The sequence below is a fragment of the Pseudoxanthomonas winnipegensis genome (assembly GCF_030322905.1).
Classification (GTDB): Bacteria; Pseudomonadota; Gammaproteobacteria; order Xanthomonadales; family Xanthomonadaceae; genus Pseudoxanthomonas_A; species Pseudoxanthomonas_A winnipegensis.
Genome location: NZ_CP095475.1, coordinates 1520431 through 1540307 on the forward strand (window position 1 = coordinate 1520431; position 19877 = coordinate 1540307).

The 19877-nt window shown below is 66.5% G+C and carries 16 protein-coding genes; 8 read left to right on the forward strand and 8 right to left on the reverse strand.

Annotated features, from left to right (window positions below):
* Positions 1–38 precede the first annotated feature (38 nt).
* On the forward strand, positions 39–1508 hold the full coding sequence (gene pyk, locus MWN52_RS06760; RefSeq protein WP_286577164.1) for a pyruvate kinase: 1470 nt from the start codon (positions 39–41) through the stop codon (positions 1506–1508).
* A gap of 70 nt (positions 1509–1578) precedes the next feature.
* Positions 1579–2583 carry a class I fructose-bisphosphate aldolase gene (locus tag MWN52_RS06765; protein ID WP_286577165.1) on the forward strand — a complete coding sequence of 335 codons (1005 nt, stop codon included), beginning with the start codon at positions 1579–1581 and terminating at the stop codon, positions 2581–2583.
* Positions 2584–2820: 237 nt separating this feature from the next.
* Here MWN52_RS06765 and MWN52_RS06770 read toward each other — a convergent pair whose 3' ends face one another.
* The 6 genes from MWN52_RS06770 to MWN52_RS06795 form a co-directional block, all read right to left on the reverse strand.
* A complete protein-coding gene (locus MWN52_RS06770; RefSeq protein WP_130523577.1) occupies positions 2821–3684 on the reverse strand; it encodes a prepilin peptidase in 864 nt (287 codons plus the stop codon).
* Positions 3685–3687: 3 nt separating this feature from the next.
* Positions 3688–4950 (reverse strand): type II secretion system F family protein, encoded by a 1263-nt coding sequence (locus tag MWN52_RS06775; protein WP_286577167.1) that lies wholly within the window; start codon positions 4948–4950, stop codon positions 3688–3690.
* A gap of 139 nt (positions 4951–5089) precedes the next feature.
* Positions 5090–6814 carry a type IV-A pilus assembly ATPase PilB gene (gene pilB, locus MWN52_RS06780; RefSeq protein WP_286577168.1) on the reverse strand — a complete coding sequence of 575 codons (1725 nt, stop codon included), beginning with the start codon at positions 6812–6814 and terminating at the stop codon, positions 5090–5092.
* Between the two features lie 202 nt (positions 6815–7016).
* Positions 7017–7463 carry a pilin gene (locus MWN52_RS06785; RefSeq protein ID WP_286577169.1) on the reverse strand — a complete coding sequence of 149 codons (447 nt, stop codon included), beginning with the start codon at positions 7461–7463 and terminating at the stop codon, positions 7017–7019.
* A gap of 354 nt (positions 7464–7817) precedes the next feature.
* Complete coding sequence (locus MWN52_RS06790; protein ID WP_286577171.1) at positions 7818–9281, reverse strand: sigma-54-dependent transcriptional regulator; 1464 nt, start codon at positions 9279–9281, stop codon at positions 7818–7820.
* 90 nt (positions 9282–9371) lie between these two features.
* Entirely contained in the window at positions 9372–11000 is a 1629-nt protein-coding gene (locus tag MWN52_RS06795; RefSeq protein WP_286577172.1) for a sensor histidine kinase, read from the reverse strand.
* Between the two features lie 188 nt (positions 11001–11188).
* On the opposite strand from MWN52_RS06795, the gene sucC reads away from it, so the two are divergent.
* From sucC to tsaB, 3 genes are all read left to right on the forward strand, one after another.
* The gene (gene sucC, locus MWN52_RS06800; RefSeq protein WP_130519285.1) at positions 11189–12358 is read left to right on the forward strand and encodes an ADP-forming succinate--CoA ligase subunit beta; all 1170 of its coding nucleotides are present in this window, start codon (positions 11189–11191) and stop codon (positions 12356–12358) included.
* 23 nt (positions 12359–12381) lie between these two features.
* The gene (gene sucD, locus MWN52_RS06805) at positions 12382–13257 is read left to right on the forward strand and encodes a succinate--CoA ligase subunit alpha (RefSeq protein ID WP_130519284.1); all 876 of its coding nucleotides are present in this window, start codon (positions 12382–12384) and stop codon (positions 13255–13257) included.
* 403 nt (positions 13258–13660) lie between these two features.
* Positions 13661–14380, forward strand: coding sequence for a tRNA (adenosine(37)-N6)-threonylcarbamoyltransferase complex dimerization subunit type 1 TsaB (gene tsaB / locus MWN52_RS06810; RefSeq protein WP_286577176.1), 720 nt, complete (start codon positions 13661–13663; stop codon positions 14378–14380).
* 286 nt (positions 14381–14666) lie between these two features.
* Here the strand turns inward: tsaB and MWN52_RS06815 are convergent, their stop codons facing one another.
* Together MWN52_RS06815 and gshB are read right to left on the reverse strand one after the other, a co-directional pair.
* Entirely contained in the window at positions 14667–15542 is an 876-nt protein-coding gene (locus MWN52_RS06815) for an energy transducer TonB (RefSeq protein ID WP_286577177.1), read from the reverse strand.
* A gap of 8 nt (positions 15543–15550) precedes the next feature.
* Positions 15551–16501 (reverse strand): glutathione synthase, encoded by a 951-nt coding sequence (gene gshB / locus MWN52_RS06820; RefSeq protein WP_286577178.1) that lies wholly within the window; start codon positions 16499–16501, stop codon positions 15551–15553.
* 196 nt (positions 16502–16697) lie between these two features.
* Between gshB and pilG the strand changes: the two genes are divergently transcribed.
* From pilG to MWN52_RS06835, 3 genes are all read left to right on the forward strand, one after another.
* The gene (gene pilG, locus MWN52_RS06825; protein WP_130519276.1) at positions 16698–17099 is read left to right on the forward strand and encodes a twitching motility response regulator PilG; all 402 of its coding nucleotides are present in this window, start codon (positions 16698–16700) and stop codon (positions 17097–17099) included.
* A gap of 83 nt (positions 17100–17182) precedes the next feature.
* The gene (locus MWN52_RS06830; RefSeq protein ID WP_286577699.1) at positions 17183–17713 is read left to right on the forward strand and encodes a chemotaxis protein CheW; all 531 of its coding nucleotides are present in this window, start codon (positions 17183–17185) and stop codon (positions 17711–17713) included.
* Between the two features lie 76 nt (positions 17714–17789).
* The gene (locus tag MWN52_RS06835; RefSeq protein ID WP_286577179.1) at positions 17790–19823 is read left to right on the forward strand and encodes a methyl-accepting chemotaxis protein; all 2034 of its coding nucleotides are present in this window, start codon (positions 17790–17792) and stop codon (positions 19821–19823) included.
* Positions 19824–19877 lie beyond the last annotated feature (54 nt).

A 19877-nucleotide genomic window follows, 5' to 3' on the forward strand; every position in this document is an offset into this window, starting at 1 on the left:
CCTGTGGTAGCGTTTACGGCAAGACGGAGACCTTCGCCATGACCAAATCCAACGCCCGCCGCACCAAGATCCTGGCCACCCTCGGCCCTGCCACCGACCCGCCTGGCGTGCTGGAGGACCTGATGCGCGCCGGCGTGAACGTGGTGCGGCTCAACTTTTCCCATGGCGACCCGTCGGCCCAGCGCGATCGCGCCGAGGCCGTGCGCAGCGCCGCCAACAAGCTCGGCCTGGAAGTGGGCATCCTGGCCGACCTGCCTGGTCCCAAGATCCGCATCGAGCGCTTCGCCCAGGGCAAGGTGCAGCTGAAGACCGGCGCGCGCTTCGACCTGATCGCGCGCGAAGGCGTGCCGGCCGGCGATGAGACCCAGGTCGGCGTGAGCTACCTCGACCTGCCGGGCGACGTGGCGCCGGGCGATGTGCTGCTGCTGGACGACGGCATGATGCAGCTGCGCGTCACCGCCGTGGAAGGCGAGCGCATCGTCACCCAGGTGCTCAACGACGGCGTGCTGTCCGACCGCAAGGGCCTGAACAAGCAGGGCGGCGGGCTGTCGCTGGGCGCGCTGAGCGACCGCGACCGCGAGCTGATTGCCATCGTCGCCGACATCGGCGTGGACTTCATCGCCGTCTCCTTCTGCCGCAACGCGGCCGACATGGAGGAGGCGCGCAGCCTGGCGCGCAAGCACGGCAGCGACGCCTTCCTGGTGTCCAAGATCGAGCGCACCGAGGCTATCGAGAACCTGAAGGAGATCGTCGGCGCCAGCGACGTGGTGATGGTCGCGCGCGGCGACCTGGGCGTGGAAATCGGCGATGCCGAGCTGCCTGGCCTGCAGAAGCAGATCATTCGCGAGTCGATCGAGCAGAACAAGGTCGTCATCACCGCCACCCAGATGCTGCAGTCGATGGTCGAGAGCCCGCTGCCCACCCGCGCCGAGGTCATGGACGTGGCCAACGCGGTCATCGACGGCACCGATGCGGTGATGCTCTCGGCCGAGACCGCCGCCGGCACCTATCCGGTGCGCGCGGTCGAGGCGATGGCGCGCATCTGCGTCGGTGCCGAGCGCTCGTTCTCGATGGATACAGACTTCGAGGCGGCCCAGCGCAACCTGCAGCGCGCCGACCATGCCATCGCGATGGCCACGATGTTCCTGTCCGAGCACATCAAGCTGGGCGGCGTGGTGGCCTTGAGCGAATCCGGCGGCACCGCGGGCTTCCTGTCGCGCTTCCGCTCCACCGTGCCGGTCTATGCGTTCTCGCGCCATGGCGGCGCGCGCCGGCGCATGGCCCTGATGCGCGGCGTCCATCCCATTGCCTTCGACAGCCGCGGCATGGTCCCGCGCGAGGCCGCGCGCGCCAGCATCCAGATGCTGGTCAAGGCCGGTGCGCTGGGTCCGGGCGACCGCGTGGTGTTCACCAGCGGCGAGCACATGGAGACCCACGGCGCCACCAACACCCTGCGCCTGCTGGAAGTGGGCGAAGACGGGCGCGCCAGCGGACTGGGCGAGCTTTAAAGCGCACCTGGGCTGTGAGGGGGCGCCGCTATACTGCGGCCCCCTCGCAGTGCGTTCTCCAGGAGCTCCAATGAGCATCGAATCGCTCGCCGAAACCGCGCAGGCGCTGGTCGCCCCCGGCAAGGGCATCATCGCCATCGACGAATCCACGGCCACCATCGGCAAGCGCTTCGCCGCGGTCGGCATCGAGAACACCGAGGCGCATCGCCGCCGCTACCGCGAGCTGCTGCTGACCACGCCCCGGCTGAGCGATCACATCTCCGGCGCGATCCTGTTCGAGGAGACCCTGCGCCAGAGCACCGAGGACGGCACGCCGTTCCCCAAGTACATGGCCAGCCACGGCCTCATCCCCGGCATCAAGGTCGACAAGGGCACCTCGCCCCTGGCCGGCTGCCCGGGCGAACGGGTGACCGAGGGTCTGGACGGACTGCGCGACCGGCTCAAGGCCTACTACGCCCTGGGCGCGCGCTTCGCCAAGTGGCGCGCGGTGATCACCATCGGCGAGGACATCCCCTCCGGCACCTGCATCGAGGTCAACGCCCACGCCCTGGCCCGCTACGCGGCGCTGTGCCAGGAGCAGGGCCTGGTCGCCATCGTCGAGCCGGAAGTGCTGATGGACGGCGACCACGACATCCAGGTCTGCTACGAGGTCACCGAGGCGATGCTGCGCTCGCTGTTCGGCGCGCTGCACGATCAGGGCGTGCTGCTGGAGGGCACGCTGCTCAAGGCCTCGATGGTCGTGCCGGGCCAGGACTGCGAGGAGCGGGCCGACATCGAGGAAGTCGCCGAGTCGACCGTGATGTGCCTCAAGAGCACCGTGCCGGCGATCCTGCCGGGCATCGTCTTCCTCTCCGGCGGCCAGTCCGACGCGGACGCCACCGCGCACCTGGATGCGATGAACCGCCTCGGCAACCTGCCATGGCCTTTGAGTTTCTCTTACGGCCGCGCCATGCAGCAGGCCGCGCTGGCTCACTGGGCCAAGGATCCGGTCGGCAACTTCACCAAGGCACAGGCGATCGTGCTGGAGCGTGCGAAGGAGAACGGGCTGGCGGCGTTGGGGAAGTGGAAGGGGTAGGGGGCGAGCCTGCGGCGTTGAAGGTCGGCGGATCTGCGCTGAGGCGGAACCTTGTGTTGCCGTTGAGGATGGCCTTTGCGCGGTATGCGGCCGGGGGCGCAGAAAGTGAGCTCGTCATCTCCGCGCAGGCGGGGATCCAGCGGCTCTCCCTGGGCTCCCCACTCACTTGAGCGCACCTAACGAAAAACGCCGGCTTCGAGCCGGCGTTTCATCATCAAGGGTCGAATCGGCCCCGCGTCACCGCAGCCCCGACAGCCGCAGATATCCGTCGATGATCTGGTCGCCCCAGAAGAACACCACCCATCCGGCCACGGCCAGATAAGGCCCGAACGGGATCTGCGTCGAGCGATCGCGCCCCTTCGTGGCCAGCCACGCCGCACCCACCACCGCGCCGATCAGCGAGGAGAACAGGATCACCGGCAGGATCCCGCGCAACCCGACCCATGCGCCGATCGCGGCCAACAGCTTGAAGTCGCCGTGGCCCATGCCTTCCTTGCCGGTGAGCTGCTTGAACAGCCACCACACCGACCAGAGCGACACATAGCCCGCCATCGCCCCCAGCAACGCGGGCTTGGGCGGCAGATAGAGATGCTCCAGGCTGGCGACCAGCCCCAGCCACATCAGTGGCAGCGTCAAGGTATCGGGCAACAGCCGCGTGCGCAGATCGATCCCCGACAGCGCCACCAGGAAACAACTCAACACTGCCGCGCCAAAGCCCTGCCAGCCGAAACCGAAGCGCCACACGCAGAGCACCGCCAGCAGTCCGACCAGCAGCTCGACCGCCGGATACTGCACCGAAATCGGCGTATGGCAGTACCGGCACTTGCCGCGCAGCGCCAGCCAGCTGAACAGCGGAATGTTCTCGAACCAGGCCAGCTTGTGCTTGCAGTGCGGGCAATGCGAAGGCTCGACCACGATCCCGGGCGGCGGCGGGTCGTACAGATCCGGCTGCTCCAGGATCTCGGTGGCATCGCGCCGCCACTGCCACTCCAGGCGCCGCGGCAGCCGCAGGATCACCACATTGAGGAAGCTGCCGACCATCAGGCCGAGCGCGCCCACCACCGGATACCCCAGCTCGGGGTGTTGATCGAGAAACGCCATGGATCAGCCGACCACTTCGCCAAGCTTGAAGATCGGCAGATACATGCCGATGACCATGCCGCCGACAAGCACACCCAGAATCACCATGATGGCTGGCTCGATCAGACTGCTCAGCGCATCGACTGCATTGTTCACTTCCTGCTCGTAGTACTCAGCTACCTTGAACAGCATCGTGTCCAGCGCACCTGCCTCCTCACCGATTGCGGTCATCTGGATCACCATATGCGGAAACAGGTTGGTCTGCTTCATTGCCATGTTGACCGGATAACCGACCGCTACGTCATCGCGGATGCGGAAAACCGCTTTCTCATAAACGGTGCTACCCGTGGCACCCGCGACTGTATCCAGTGCCTCAACCAGCGGAACGCCGGCCTTGAAGGTCACGGCCAGCGTACGCGCAAAGCGTGCGATGGCACTGTTGTTGAGGATCTGTCCGATAACGGGAACCCTCAGTAGCGCACGATCAAGTGCGTGTTGCATTGGCAATGAGCGCTTCAGAGCAAAGATGAACGCAAAAGCACCGCCACCTCCAATTAACAGCGCCAACCACCAATAAGCAGTCGCTACTCTCGATGCAGCAACGATTAGTTTGGTGAATGCAGGAAGGTCTGCTCCAAATCCCGCAAAAACAGCCTCAAACTGAGGAACTACAAAAATCAGCAGGATCGCGCTGACAATCAATGCAACCGCAATAGTCATTGCGGGATAGAACAGCGCCTTCTTAATCTTGCCTTTCAAAGACTCAAGGTTTTCTTTGTAAGTCGCAATCGTGTCAAGCACGGTTTCAAGAACACCCGCGCCCTCGCCGGCGCGCACAAGGTTTCGATACAGCTCGTCGAATTGGACCGGGAACTTACTAATTGCCTCAGACAGTGAGGAGCCGCCTTCGATATCCGCCCTGATCCCCTCGATCATCTTCTTCATGCGGGGGTTCTTGTGTCCCCCGCCGATGATCTCCAGCGACGTGATGATCGGCACACCCGACTTCATCATGGTTGCCATCTGGCGACTGAAAAAAGCAATATCGCCTTGCTTGATCGGCTTTCCGGCAGCACCGAACAGCGGTTTGGGCTTGGGTTTGAGGACGGAGGGAGTAATGCCCTTTCCGCGCAGTTCCGCGCGCAAAAGATTGGCATTGCGTGCCTCCTGCTCGCCTTTCATCTTGACGCCGCGCTTGTCGGTCCCTTGCCAAACGAAGGTAACCAACTGCTTGGTGTCGCGCGCGACCGGTATGGACTTCTTGGCGGCTGAACGGCTTACGGCCATGTGCGTTCCCCAGTTGCCGGCATCCCCATGCCGGGTAGCTCGACCCGCATGGTAGCGGGTTCTGCTGGCAAAACAACGTGCAAGTGCGAGATTCTACTGGGCATTTGTCCAGTGTCCCCGGGCTTCTGAATGGACTTGCTTAGTCCTTGGTCACCCGGTTGATCTCGGCTAGGCTAGTCAGCCCCTGCTTGACCTTCCATAGTGCCGACTGGCGCAGGTCACGGATGCCAGAGCGCTGTGCTGCCTCCGCAATCTGTATCGCGCCGCCGCCCTCCAGGATTATCGTGGCGATCTCGTCGGTCATCGGCATGACCTGGTAGATGCCTACTCGCCCTTTGTAGCCCTCGGTACACTCGTCGCAACCCACGGCCTCGAAGACGCTGAATCCCTCGTCCAATTCGGCTTGGCTGAACCCCTCGGCCAGCAACGCCTTGGCTGGGATGGTGGCGGGCCGCTTGCAGCGCGTGCACAGGCGGCGCGCCAGGCGCTGAGCAATGACCAAGGTAACCGAACTGGTGATGTTGTAGGGCGCGATGCCCATGTTCATCAGTCGCGCGATGGTTTGCGGTGCATCGTTGGTGTGCAGGGTCGAGAGCACCATATGGCCCGTCTGCGCCGCCTTGACGGCGATCTCGGCCGTCTCCAGATCGCGGATTTCGCCGACCATGATGATGTCCGGATCCTGTCGCAAGAACGAGCGCAGGGCGGCGGCGAAAGTCATGCCACGCTTGTTGTTCTGCTGGACCTGGTTGACGCCGGGAAGGCGTATTTCGACCGGATCCTCGGCTGTGGAGATATTGCGGGTATCGTCGTTGAGGATGCCCAGCGCGGTGTACAGCGACACGGTCTTGCCTGAGCCGGTCGGGCCGGTCACCAGCACCATGCCGTAGGGCTTGTGGATGGCATCCAGGAACAGCTTCTGCTGGTCCTCCTCGTAACCCAGCTTGTCGATGCCCAGCTTGGCGGCGCTGCCATCTAGGATGCGCAGCACGATCTTCTCGCCGAACAGCGTCGGCAGGGTGCTGACGCGGAAGTCGATCTGACGTGTCTTTGACAGGTTGAGCTTGATGCGTCCGTCCTGCGGAACGCGCTTCTCGGCGATGTCCAGCTGCGACATGACCTTCAGGCGCGCGGCGATGCGCTGGTTAAGCTTCTGCGGCGCTCGTGCGACGGTCTTAAGGATGCCATCGATGCGAAGGCGCACGCGATAGTCTGTCTCATAAGGCTCGAAATGGATGTCGGAAGCTCCTTTGCGGATGGCATCGACCAGCATTTTATTGACAAACTTGACGACAGGTGTGTCTTCTCCCTTGGCATCGATACCCGTGTCGCCGCTTTCTTCATCGCCAGCCGCGGTGTCCAGGCTGCCGAAATCCTCGTCGTCGCCGCCCATGCCGGCGAGCGAGTCCGAGGCATTACTCCAGGCCTCCAGAGTCCGTCGTAGCTGGTCATCAGCGACTAGGATTGGTTCGACGACGAGGTTCGTATGGAACTTGATTTCGTCCAACCCTTGCATTCGCGTCGGGTCGGAGACGCCGACATACAGCTTGTTGCCACGCTTGAACATAGGAAGGATTTGATGCTTCTGAAGCAGTTCCTCGCTGACTAGTTTCAGGGCGTTCTGGGCAGGATCGAACGCTGATGCATCAATCAACGGGATGCCAAACTCGATAGCGTTCGCGGCAGCGAGCTGTGCAGGGCTTACAAGCTTCATCTCTTGTATCCACTGCGCCAATGGAATCTTGGCTCGAGATGCTTCAGCCATTGCGGTGCGCGCTGCGCCTTCTTCAAGCGCGCCATCCATCACGAGGCGACGGGCGATTCCAGTGATGCCGACGAGGTTGGGGGATGCAATTGCGTTCATGCGCAATGATTCTTTAGCTGTTTGACGATAGATTAGCTCGTTTCGAGCCTTGCGGAGAGACGTTCACGCAAGACTGGTGGATGGAACACGTCAGGGAGAAAAATTTAATTAAGGTATCGGACCAGGCGCGGATCCGCACTTCCCAAAAAAAAAAGAGCCTCCAATCTGTGGAGGCTCTTCGGTCAAGCTCAGTACGTTGGGATCACGCTCCCTTACAGCTACTCGGCAGGTACTTCTGCTTGACCGTACCAGTGCAGGTCCACACGATCGTGCCGTTCGGCGGAGTACCAGCCACAAGCGCGGCGCCACCTGCGTTCGGCGTCAAGACAACAGTGCCGTTGCCGGCCTTGGAGGTCGTCGTGACGGTAATGGCGCCGGTTTTGGCGTCGACAGCGGTGCTGGTCACGTTAGGGGATTTGTCGGCTGACGTGGTCAAAGTTGCCCCGGTGCCCAGGTCCGCCGCGCCTTGGGCGGCATTCTCGGCAACAGTGACCTTCAGGCCATCCGCCAAAACCATGGCTTCAGAGACGCGTGAGCGCACGACATAGTCCTGATACGCCGGCAGCGCGATGGCGGCCAGGATGGCGATGATGGCGACCACGATCATCAGTTCGATGAGGGTGAAGCCGCCCTGCATGTTCTTCTTCATGAGCAATTCCTTCGAAGGGTGGTGGAACTGGTTGAGGGACACTGTCTCCCCGTGTCCCTGGTATGTCGCGGACCGTGGGCGCCGTGGATACCCACGTGCGGATGGTACACAGCACGAAGCGTGCCAACGTTGCCATTGCCTTGCGGCCCTGCCGCGGGCGAGTCACCCGTGGTTGGGGCAGTCTCGCAGGCACCTATCGATCCGCTTCTGCCTTGTTGCGTCAAAAAGTGACGCATCGCGTCAGCTACCGGTCGTTGGGGAAAGATTTGCGCGAAGAAGCTGGACGAAGTCTCAGTTCAAGTCGCACATCAAGTCTCACTTTCAGATCGCCCGGGGAGGTGTGCAGATCCAACCTCACTCGATGCCGAGCTTCTTGAGCTTGTAGCGCAGGGCGCGGAAGGTGATGCCGAGCTGGGCCGCAGCCTTGGTCTTATTCCAGCGGTTGTCCTCCAGGGCCTTGTGAATGGCGGCGCGCTCCATCTGCTCGATGTAGGAGGGGAGCGGGCCTTCGGCTTCATTGGCCGTTGGTGCGGACGAGGCGCCGGCTTGCGACGGCAGGCCTTGGCCGAACTGGGGCGTGGGTGCGGAACGGAACGGGTCGTAGTCCTGGGGCGGCGGGGACTGTGCGGGAGGCTGCGCCGCGGCAGATCGGCGCTCACCCTGCGGCAGGCGCAGATCGCTGGCATCGATGGCGTCCTCGTCGGCCATGGCCATGGCGCGCTCCAGGATGTTCTCCAGCTCACGGACGTTGCCAGGGAAGGCGTACTGCGACAGCGCATCCGCCGCGGCTGGGGTCAGGCGCGGGGCCGGGCGTCCCTGGCTGCCTGCCAGCCGGTTGAGGATGGCGCCGGTCAGCTGCGGCAGGTCGCCGGTGCGTTCGCGCAGCGGGGGTACGCGCAGTTCGATGACGTTGATGCGGTAGTACAGGTCGTGGCGGAAGCGGCCGTCGTGGGCCAGTTCGCCCAGGTCCTTGTGGGTGGCCGACAGGATACGCACGTCGACCTGGATCTCTCCCGAGGCGCCGACCGGGCGCACGGCCTTCTCCTGGATGGCACGCAGCAGCTTGACCTGCATGGGCAGCGGGAGTTCGGCCACCTCGTCCAGGAACAGGGTGCCCCCGCTGGCCGCCTGGAACAGGCCCTGCTTGTCGGCGTGCGCGCCGGTGAAGCTGCCTTTCTTGTGGCCGAAGAACTCGCTTTCCATCAGCTCTGCGGGGATCGCGCCGCAGTTGACCGGCACGAAGGGGCCGGACGAGCGCGCGCCCTGCTCATGAATCGTACGGGCTACCAGCTCCTTGCCAACGCCCGATTCTCCTAGGATGTAGACCGGCGCCTGGCTGCGGGCGACCTTGGCGATGGTGTCGCGCAGCTCGCGCATGGCCGACGACTCGCCCAGCAGGCGCATGGCGTGCTGGGCCGGCGCGGGCGCCGGCGAGGGGCGTTCGACATTGTTGAGTTCCAGCGCGTGCTTGACCAGGCCGCGCAGGACGTTGATGTCCACCGGCTTGCTGACGAAATCGAAGGCGCCTGCCTTGAGCGCTTCCACCGCCAGTTCGACATTGCCGAACGCGGTGATCATCGCCACCGGCGTCTTGGGGAACTGTCGCGAGATCTCGCCCACCAGCTCGATGCCGTTGCCGTCGGGCAGGCGCATGTCGGTGAAGCACAGGTCGTAGGCATTGCGGGCCAGCAGCGCGCGCGCCTCGCCCAGGTTGGCGGCGGTGTCGATGCGGATGCCCATGCGGCCCAGGGTGAGGGTCAGCAGTTCGCGGATATCGCGTTCGTCATCGACGATCAGGGCGCTTCGGGGGTCGCTCATCGTGGTCTCGCGTGGTTCGCCGCCAGTCTACCGGCTGAACGGGCCGGCGAGCGAGGGGCGCGCCGCGGAATCGGCGCAACCCCGCACGCGTCAGTTCGTCAGCAGGGCGTTGGGCCCGGGCATGGCGATGCGGAAACAGCTGCCGCCTCCGGGTACCGAGACATAGTCCAGCGTCGCCTGGTTGGCCCGGCACAGCTCCTGGGCGATATACAGGCCCAGCCCGGTGCCGTGCTCGGAGGTGGTGAAGAACGGCCGGAACAGCTGCGCCGCAACCGAGGGCGGGATGCCGGGCCCGCGATCGAGCACGTCGATCATGGCGCGTTTGTCGAGCTGGAACACGCGCAGGCGCACGCGCGCCGGCTCGCCTGGCAGGCGGCCGTAGTTGAAGGCGTTGTGGACCAGCACCGTGCAGACCTGGTGCAGGTGGCGCGGATCGACCAGGGCGGTGACCTGATGCCTGCCGGTAACCGCTTCCAGGCTGTCGGTCTCGATCGACATCGACTGCTGGTACTCGTCGACGAACTGGCGGGCGAAGAGGTTGAGGTCGGTGTGCTCGGGGATGGCGCGCTCGCGCCGGGCCAGGCCCAGCACGCTCTCGACGATGCCATTGGTGCGCTGGCACTGCTGATGGATGATGCCCAGCAGGTGGCGATCGCTGGCGTTGAACTCACGCGATTCTTCCAGCAGCTGCACGGCGTAGTTGATGGCGGCCAGGGGATTGCGGATCTCGTGGGCCAGGCTGGCCGAGAAGCGTCCCAGCGCGGCCAGGGTCAGCGATTCGGCCCGGCGCGAGACCACCGTGGCGTCGTCCAGGAACACCAGCGAGAGGTCACTGCCGGCCAGCAGGCGGGCGAAGCGCGGCTGGATGTCCGGCTGGTCGGGCGAGAGCGCCAGCGGTGTCTCGTCCTGCTGCCAGCCGTTGCGCCAGCGCTGCATGCGCCGGGCCAGCTCCGGGGACACGTTCTGCAGCAGGTTGCCCTCGCTGGCCTCGGGCACCTCTGCGACCGCGCCGAGCAGGGCCGTCGCCGCTTCGTTGGACAGGCGGATGCGCCCGCCGCCGTCGACCACCAGCACGCCGGTGCGCATGCGGCGGATGATCAGTTCGTTGACCTCCACCAGGTTGGCGACCTCGGCCCCCCGTTCGTCCGCCAACTGCTGGCTGCGCCGCGCGCGCAGGCCGACCTGGACCGAAAGTAGGCCCACGGCGAGATAGCTGACGCAGAACATCACGACTTCCGCCACCGGCCGCGCTGGCGCGTTCAGCGCGAACGTGGCCACCAGGTATTGCGAGAAGTGCGCCGCCGTCGCGGCCACGGCCACGCCGATGCCCCAGCGCAACGGCAGCAGCGCGCAGGCGGCAGCCACGTTGAACAGCAGCAGCATGGCCACGCCGGGTGCGGCCTCGGGCAGGGTGGAGGTCACCACGCAGGCCACCGCGATGTCGACACAGACCCCGACGATCACGGTCGGCAACAGGTGTTTCTCGTTGCGGCCGAAGACCAGCATCGCCACTGAGAACACGAGATAGAACACCGTGGCGCAGGTGGCCAGCCAGGGTGAGCGGACGTCGCCGCTGCCCAGGATGTCCGAGAGTGGGCTGAACAGGATGCCGGCCAGAATGCCGGCCTCCAGGACCCGGTATAGGGCCAGCGAATACAGCTCGCGCCGCGGAACCGAGGCCAGTGGCAGGGTCGGCGTCTTGGCGGGCCCGTTACTCAAGTTGGACGAATCCTTCCACTGGATGGAACGAACCCGAGTATAGGAGCCCGGCGCCAAAAGCGCCGCTTTTGCGTCGCAACAGTGCCATGGGCGACAATGTGCGGCCCATCGGCGCCCAGGCTGCCCCCGTCTTGAGGAGGGCGCGCCGACGCGCGCGATGCGTACTGACCTTATCTATACGGTGACGCATGAATTTCCACGAATACCAGGCAAAACAACTGCTTGCCGAATACGGCATCCCGGTCCCGGCCGGCAAGGTCGCCGCGACCCCGGACGAAGCGGTTGAAGTGGCCAAGTCGCTGGGGCAGGGCCCTTGGATGGTCAAGGCCCAGATCCACGCCGGTGGCCGCGGCAAGGCGGGTGGCGTCAAGTTCTGCAAGACGACCGACGATGTGAAGGCGGCCGCGGCCAAGATGCTCGGCACCAAGATGGCGACCTACCAGACCGCCGGCGTCGAGCTGCCGATCGGCCTGGTGCTGGTGACCACCGCCGGCGAGATCGTCAAGGAGCTCTACCTGTCGGTCCTGGTCGACCGTGGCACCAAGACCATCACCTACATCGCCTCTTCCGAGGGCGGCATGGAGATCGAGCAGGTCGCCGCCGAAACCCCGGACAAGATCCATACGCTCAACGTGGACTTCGTCGAGGGCGTGCAGGGCTACCACGGCCGCGACATCGGCTTCAAGCTGGGCCTGACCGCCAAGCAGGCCGGCCAGCTGGCCAGCATCATGGTCAACCTGTACCGCATCTTCAACGACAAGGACCTGGCGCTGGTCGAGATCAACCCGCTGGCGATCCTGGACGATGGCAACCTGTACGCGCTGGACGGCAAGTTCAACAGCGACGACAACGCCAACTTCCGTCACAAGGATCTGGTCGCCATGCGCGACAAGACCCAGGAAGATCCGACCGAGGTGATCGCCTCGGAGCTGGACATCAACTACGTGACCATGGACGGCAACATCGGCTGCATGGTCAACGGCGCCGGCCTGGCCATGGCCACCATGGACGTGATCAAGCTCAACGGCGGCGAGCCGGCCAACTTCCTGGACGTGGGCGGCGGTGCCAACAAGCAGCGCGTGATCGAGGCCTTCAAGCTCATCCTGTCCTCGGACAAGGTGCAGGGCATCTTCGTCAACATCTTCGGCGGCATCGTGCGCTGCGACATGATCGCCGAGGGCATCATCGCCGCGGTCAAGGAAGTGGGCGTCAAGGTGCCGGTGGTCGTGCGCCTGGAAGGCACCAACGTGGAGGAAGGCAAGCAGCTGCTGCGCGACAGCGGCATGGCCATCATCCCGGCCGACAACATCAACGACGGCGCCAAGAAGGTCGTTGAAGCCGTCAAGAACGCCGCCTGATCCACGACACCGAAGGAAATCCAATGTCTGTCCTCATCAACAAGAACACCAAGGTGATCGTGCAGGGCTTCACCGGCCAGCAGGGCACCTTCCACGCCACCCAGATGCTCGATTACGGCACCCAGGTGGTCGGCGGCGTGACCCCCGGCAAGGGCGGCACCACCCACCTCGAGCTGCCGGTGTTCAACACCGTGGCCGATGCGGTGCAGGCCACCGGCGCCGACGCCTCGGTCATCTACGTGCCGCCGCCGTTCGCGGCCGACGCGATCCTGGAAGCGGCCGCGGCCGGCATCAAGGTCATCGTGTGCATCACCGAAGGCATCCCAGTGCTGGACATGCTGCGCGTCAAGAACGTGCTCACCCGCGCCCATCCGGACACCGTGCTGATCGGGCCGAACTGCCCGGGCGTCATCACTCCGGGCGAGTGCAAGATCGGCATCATGCCGGGCCACATCCACAAGCCGGGCAAGATCGGCATCGTCTCGCGTTCGGGCACGCTGACCTATGAGGCGGTCAAGCAGACCACCGAGGTCGGCCTGGGCCAGAGCACCTGCATCGGCATCGGCGGCGACCCGATCAACGGCCTGAACTTCGTCGACTGCCTCAAGCTGTTCAACGAAGACCCGCAGACCGAAGGCATCATCATGGTCGGCGAGATCGGCGGCGACGCCGAGGAAGCCGGCGCCGAGTACATCGCCAAGCACGTCAAGAAGCCGGTCGTCGGCTTCATCGCCGGCGCCTCGGCCCCGGCCGGCAAGCGCATGGGCCATGCCGGCGCGATCGCCTCGGGCGGCAAGGGTACGGCCGAAGGCAAGTTCGCGGCGATGGAAGCCGCGGGCGTCAAGACCGTCCGCTCGCCGGGCGATCTGGGTGCCGCGATCGCTGCGCTGGTGAAGTAAGCCGCGCTGCCAGCTGCTTGTTGCACACGACGGGTCGCCTTCGGGCGGCCCGTTTTGCTTTCGGGGCCTTCGCGCGGCCGACGGCGGCTCGAGGTGAAGAGTGAGGCAAGCGCTTCGCTTCGGCCTTCGTTGCAGAAGGCCAAGCGCCGTCGACGAACCTTCTATCGTCGTTCCCGCGAAAGCGGGAACCCAGTGCCTCTGGCTCCTGCGCGCGAAAGTCGCTGGGTTCCCGCTTTCTCGGGGACGACGGTAATGAGCACTTTCCCCAGCAAGCGCGAGCTGCACCGTGCGTGTGCATGGCAGCGACGGGGAGGCCTGTGAGCACAGGCAGCCTTGGCGCGTTTGGCCGCGCCGGTGCGAGGGCGCAGAATGGCGCACTGTTTCTTCGCTCCCGATCCGCCGCATGCGCCTGCTCGCCTTTGAAACCTCCACCGAAGCCTGTTCGGTCGCCCTGTCCGTCGATGGTCAGGTGATCGAGCGCTTCGAGCTCGCGCCGCGCCGCCATGCCGAATTGGCGCTGCCGTGGGCGCAGGCGCTGCTGGACCAGGCGGGCGTGGCCAAGTCGCAGCTCGATGCGATCGCGGTGGGGCGCGGGCCCGGCGCGTTTACCGGCGTGCGCCTGGCGATCGCGCTGGGCCAGGGCCTGGCGCTGGCCCTGGACCGGCCGCTGCTGCCGGTGTCGACGCTGCAGGCCCTGGCGCTGCGCGCCCCTGCCGAGGCCACCCGCGTGATGGCCGCGATCGACGCGCGCATGGGTGAGGTGTATTCCGCCTGCTATCGCCGCCAGGGCGAGGTGCTGGAGGCGCTGGATGCCGAGACGGTGGGCGCGCCCGAGGCGGTCGCGCTGGCCGATGGTGAAGGCGGGTGGCAGGCCGTGGGCACCGGATTCGCCGCGGTCGACGGCGCCCTTGCCGCGCGGCTGCAGGACCAACTCATCGCCGTGGACGCAGGCGCGCTGCCGCATGCCGCCGACGTGGCCACCCTGGCGCTGCAGGCCTGGGCGCGCGGTGAGCGCCCGTCTCCCGAATCCGTCGAACCGGCCTACCTGCGCAACAACGTGGCGCTGACGCTGGAGGAGCAGCAGGCGCTGCGCGCGGCGAAGGCGGCGAAGACAGGAGGATGAGCATGTGGGGTCTTGTGCGAAGCGGCTTCTTCGGGAAAGCCTGATCGCCGCCAGGGCAGCCCACACGATGCGATGCGCCGCGCGTCTGGGGAGCACCTGTCTCTTCACATCACCTCGCGGCCGTGTAGAGCGGAGCTTGCTCCGCTGGGGCTTTGCCAACGATCCGACACAAGCGCAGCGGAGCAAGCTCCGCTCTACGTGGGGGTGGTCAACGGTGGCGAGGCGGATCCGTTGGCACCACCCACAGGCTAGTCCGTCCGCTCTGCCGCCCGCGCTTTGCGCGAACCTACTGGTCGCGCAGCTCACCCGCCGGCAGGAACACCCAAGTCCGGGTGACGTGCAGGATGTCCACGTGCTCGTCGGTGTCGGGCAGAGGCGGGAAGGGCGCGGCCAGCGCGACCACGCGCAGGGCGGCCGAATCCAGCAACGGCACGCCGCTGGACTGGATGATCCGGCTCTGCTCGACCGTGCCGTTGCGGCGCACCGCCACCGAGATCACCACCTGCCCGGACAGGCGCTTGCGGCGCGCCTCGTCGGGGTAGTTGAGGTTGCCCACGCGCTCGGCGCGATCGACCCAGGCGCGCAGATAGTTGGCCCAGGCGTATTCCTGGGTGCTGGCCGAGACGAACTTGCGCTTGGGCCGCTTGGCGTACAGGTCCGAGCGCAGGTGGATCTCGGCGGCCAGGCGCGCCATTTCCATGTCGTGCTCGATCTTCTGCTCGCCCGGTGGCAGGTCCGGCCGGTCGGGGCGCGGATGCGCTTCCTGCGGCGGGACGATGATGTCCGAGTCGGCGGCGGTGACGACCCGGGCCTGCGGCGGCGGGGCGGCGTCGGGCGCCTGCGCGCGCAGCGGCACCGGCGAGACGCCGGCCTCGGCCTGCGGTACCACGCCGGCCTGGCTTTCGCGCGGCCGCCGCGACTTCTGCGCATCGCCGCCGCCCTGCTGGCTGGCCGCCGCCAGGAAATCGGCCTGCTTGGGCGTCAGCGGCGTGCTGGTCTGGCTGAGGATCACGTCCAGGGTCGGCACCACCGGCGCGTTGTCGTCCAGCGCGAAGCCCAGCCCCAGCAGCACGATGCCGTGGATCAGCACCGACAGCGCCAGGGTGGCGCCGAGTCGGGCGTTCTCGTCGAGCGGGGGCGCGGGCAGCGCGGCGGACGACATGGCGCGGATCAGGCCGCGAGCTTGCGCTCGATCGCGTCGAACAGCTGGCCGGCGATGTTCAGGCCGAACTGGGCGTCCAGCTCGCGCACGCAGGTCGGGCTGGTGACGTTGACCTCGGTCAGGTAGTCGCCGATCACGTCCAGGCCGACGAACAGCATGCCGTGCGCCTTCATCGCCGGACCGACCTGGCTGGCGATCCAGCGGTCGCGCTCGCTGATCGGGCGGCCCTCGCCGCGGCCGCCGGCGGCCAGGTTGCCGCGGAACTCATCGCCCTGCGGGATGCGCGCCAGGCAGTAGTCGATCACCTCGCCGTCGACCAGCAGCACGCGCTTGTCGCCGGCGCTGATGTCCGGGATGAACTTCTGCGCCAGCGCCAGTTTGCGGCCGCCGTCGGTCAGCGTTTCCAGGATCACGTTGAGGTTGGGATCGCCGGTGCCGGTGCGGAAGATCGAGCGCCCGCCCATGCCGTCCAGCGGCTTGAGCACCGCCTGACCGTGCTCGTGGACGAAGGCCTTGAGCTCGGCGGCGCTGCGGCTCACGCGCGTGGGCGGGCAGCACTGCGGGAACAGCAGCGCGGCCAGCTTCTCGTTGTAGTCGCGCAGGCCCTGCGGGTTGTTGACCACCAGCGCGCCGGCGCGCTGGGCGATCTCCAGCACCTGCGTGTCGTAGACGTATTCCGGATCGACCGGCGGGTCCTTGCGCATCAGCACGACCTGGCCCGGGCCGAACACGGTCTCGGTCTCGGCCCCCAGGGTGAACCAGCCGGCCTTGTCGTCGGCCACGGCCAGCGGCGCGGTGCGCGCCAGGGCCGCACCGCCGCGCAGCGACAGCCCGCCCGGAATGACGTAATGCAGCCGGTGGCCACGCCGCTGGGCCTCGAGCAGCATGGCGAAGGTGGTGTCCTTGGCGATCTTGATCGACCCGATGGGGTCCATCACCACGATGACGTCGAGAGGCATGAGGCGTACGGGAAGGGGGTGCGACAGGGTCTTGATGGTAACAGGCGCCGGCCGCGCCCCACGGTTCTGCAATGGGCGTCACAGAGCGCGCGCCACCGGCTGCGCCGTCTTGACAGGCCGCGTAGACGGGTGGGATATAAGGCGCTTCGCAGCGATGCCGCCGATGAAGCGTCGCGCGCCAGGGGAATGCTCCGCCATGACAGACAACGATAGCCAGGCCGGTGGATTGGACGGCCTGCGGGTGATGGTGATCGACGATTCGAAAACCATCCGGCGCACGGCCGAGACCCTGCTCAAGCGCGAGGGCTGCGAGGTGGTGACCGCCACCGACGGCTTCGAGGCGCTGGCCAAGATCGCCGACCAGCAGCCGCAGATCATCTTCGTGGACATCATGATGCCGCGCCTGGACGGCTACCAGACCTGCGCGCTGATCAAGAACAACCAGGTCTTCAAGAGCACGCCGGTGATCATGCTGTCCTCCAAGGACGGCCTGTTCGACAAGGCGCGCGGGCGCATCGTCGGGTCCGAGCAGTACCTCACCAAACCGTTCACGCGGGAGGAGCTGCTCGAGGCCATCCGCACCCACGTCGCCGCCTGAGCCGCAGGGAACGCCATGGACGCCGTTTCCCATCGCCCCGCCGCCCACGCCTCCGGCCTCGCGCCGTCGCAGGTGTCGGCATGATCCGCACGCCGTTCGACATCCTGGCCGACTACGAGCGCCGCAGCCTGGCCCACGCGGTGGCCCTGCCGCAGGCGCGCGCCGAGGAAGACCAGTGGCGCGGGGTCGCCTACCGGATCGGGTCACGCCGGCTGGTGTCCAGTTTCGATGAGGTGGTGGAGATCGTGCCGATCCCGCCAGTGACGCCGGTGCCCGGCGCGCAGCCGTGGATGCTGGGCGTGGGCAATCTGCGCGGCAACCTGTTCCCGGTGATCGACCTGAAGCAGTTCCTCCAGGGCGAGCGGACCGTGCTGCACGAGGGGCAGCGGGTGCTGGTGATGCGCCAGGCCGGTGGCGATGTGGCGCTGACCATCGACGAGCTGTACGGGCAGCGCAGCTTCGGCCGCGACCAGGTCGCCGCGCCGGGTGCGCTGGCCGATGGCCGCTTCGGACATTTCGTCTCGCAGGCGTTTTCCAGCGACGGCCAGGATTGGGGGGTGTTCGCGCTATCGCTGCTGGCGCGAACGCCGGAGTTCCGGCAGGCCGCGCAATAGCGCGGCGCCGGAGACGCAGCGCCGCTGGGGTGGCGGCGCGCGTGCTTTCACTGATGTTCTTTTCGGGGATCAAGCAATGAGTACTGCCGCGGAAACGCCCAAGGCCAGGCTGGGCGGCATGGGGACCACGTTCTGGGCGATCCTGCTGGTGCTGTCCTTCCTGGTGGTGACGGCCAATACGGCCATGTCGACTTATCAGGGCAGCCGTTTGTCCGGCGCCGCGACCGGCGCGGCCGATCTGCAGGTGCTGTCCCAGCAGCTGGCCAACCAGGCCAACGAGGCCGTCGGCGGCAACGCCCCGGCCTACGCCGCGTTCAAGGCCACCCGCGGCCAGATCAACAATACGCTGAGTGGCTTGCAGGAGCGCTTCGGCCAGGAGCCGGGCGTGCAGGGCGCGCTGCAGCAGCTGCTGACTACCTGGAAGCCGCTGGACGCCAGCGCCGGCCAGATCGTCAACGCCGAACCGGCCGTGCTGGCGCTGGCCGGCAACGCCAACCGCTTCGGCGCGCAGGTGCCGCAGCTACAGGCGCAGCTCAACGAGGTGGTGCGCGCCATGTCCGCCAGCGGCGCGCCGTCCTCGCAGGTCTACAGCGCGCTGCAGCAGGTGGTGGTGGCCGGCCGCATGGCCCGCAACGTCACCGAGATGCGCGCCGGCGGCAGCACGGCGACCATGGCCGGCGACGCGCTGGCGCGCGATGCGCTGCTGTTCGGCCAGGTGATCGAAGGCCTGCGCAACGGCAACGAGGAGCTGGGCATCGCCCCGCTGCGCGTGCCGGCGGCGGTGCAGGCGCTGGAGCAGTCGCAGACGCTGTGGACCGGCATGAAGCGCGACCTGGACGCGATCCTGGGCAGCGCGCGCAGCCTGTTCGCCGCGCAGTCGGCCTCCGGTGCGATCACCGAGGGTTCGGGCAAGATGCTGGAGGACAGCAAGAAGCTGTTCGACGCGTTCTCGGCATTCGGCTCGGTGCGCGACACGCGCGTGTTCCCCAACCTTTGGTACACCATCGTCGGCGGCGCCATCCTGGTGCTCTCGCTGATCGCGTTGCTCTACAGCCTCTACGCCGGGCGCCAGCGCGAGCAGGAAATCCGCTACCAGACCCAGGTCGAATACAACAGCCGCAACCAGCAGGCGATCATGCGCCTGCTCGACGAGATCTCCTCGCTGGGCGAGGGCGACCTGACGGTCAAGGCCTCGGTCACCGAGGACATGACCGGGGCGATCGCCGACGCGATCAACTATGCGGTGGACGAACTGCGTCACCTGGTGACCACGATCAACGACACCTCCGTGCAGGTGGCCGCCTCGACCCAGGAGACCCAGGCCACCGCGCTGCAGCTGGCCGAGGCGGCCAACCATCAGGCCGAGCAGATCACCACCGCCTCGGACCGCATCAACGAGATCGCGGTCAGCATCGAGGAGGTCTCGCGCAACTCCACCGACTCGGCCGAGGTGGCGCAGCGCTCGGTGCTGATCGCCACCGAGGGCGCGGGCGTGGTGCGCGAGACCATCCGCGGCATGGACCAGATCCGCGACCAGATCCAGGAGACTTCCAAGCGCATCAAGCGCCTGGGCGAGTCCTCGCAGGAGATCGGCTCGGTGGTGGAACTGATCAACGACATTTCCGAGCAGACCAATATCCTCGCGCTCAACGCGGCGGTGCAGGCGGCCTCGGCCGGCGAAGCCGGGCGCGGTTTCGCGGTGGTGGCCGACGAAGTGCAGCGCCTGGCCGAACGCACCTCGGGCGCGACCAAGCGCATCGAATCGCTGGTCCAGGCGATCCAGGCCGACACCAACGAGGCGGTCAGCTCGATGGAGCAGACCACCTCCGAAGTGGTCTCCGGCGCGCGCCTGGCCGAGGACGCCGGCACGGCGCTGGGCGAGATCGAGCGGGTGTCCAGCGACTTGAACGAGCTGATCAAGAACATCTCCGCCGCCGCCCAGCAGCAGTCCACCGCCGCCCTGGACATCACCCAGACCATGGGCGTGATCCGCCGCATCACCCTGCAGACCTCGCAGGGCGCCGGGCAGACCGCCGAATCGATCGGACACCTGACCCAGCTGGCATCGGATTTGCGTCGCTCCGTGGCCGACTTCAAGCTGCCGGGCTGAGGACATTGAACGCATGACCAGCATCGTCCACCACCCGGCCTTCGGCATGCGGGG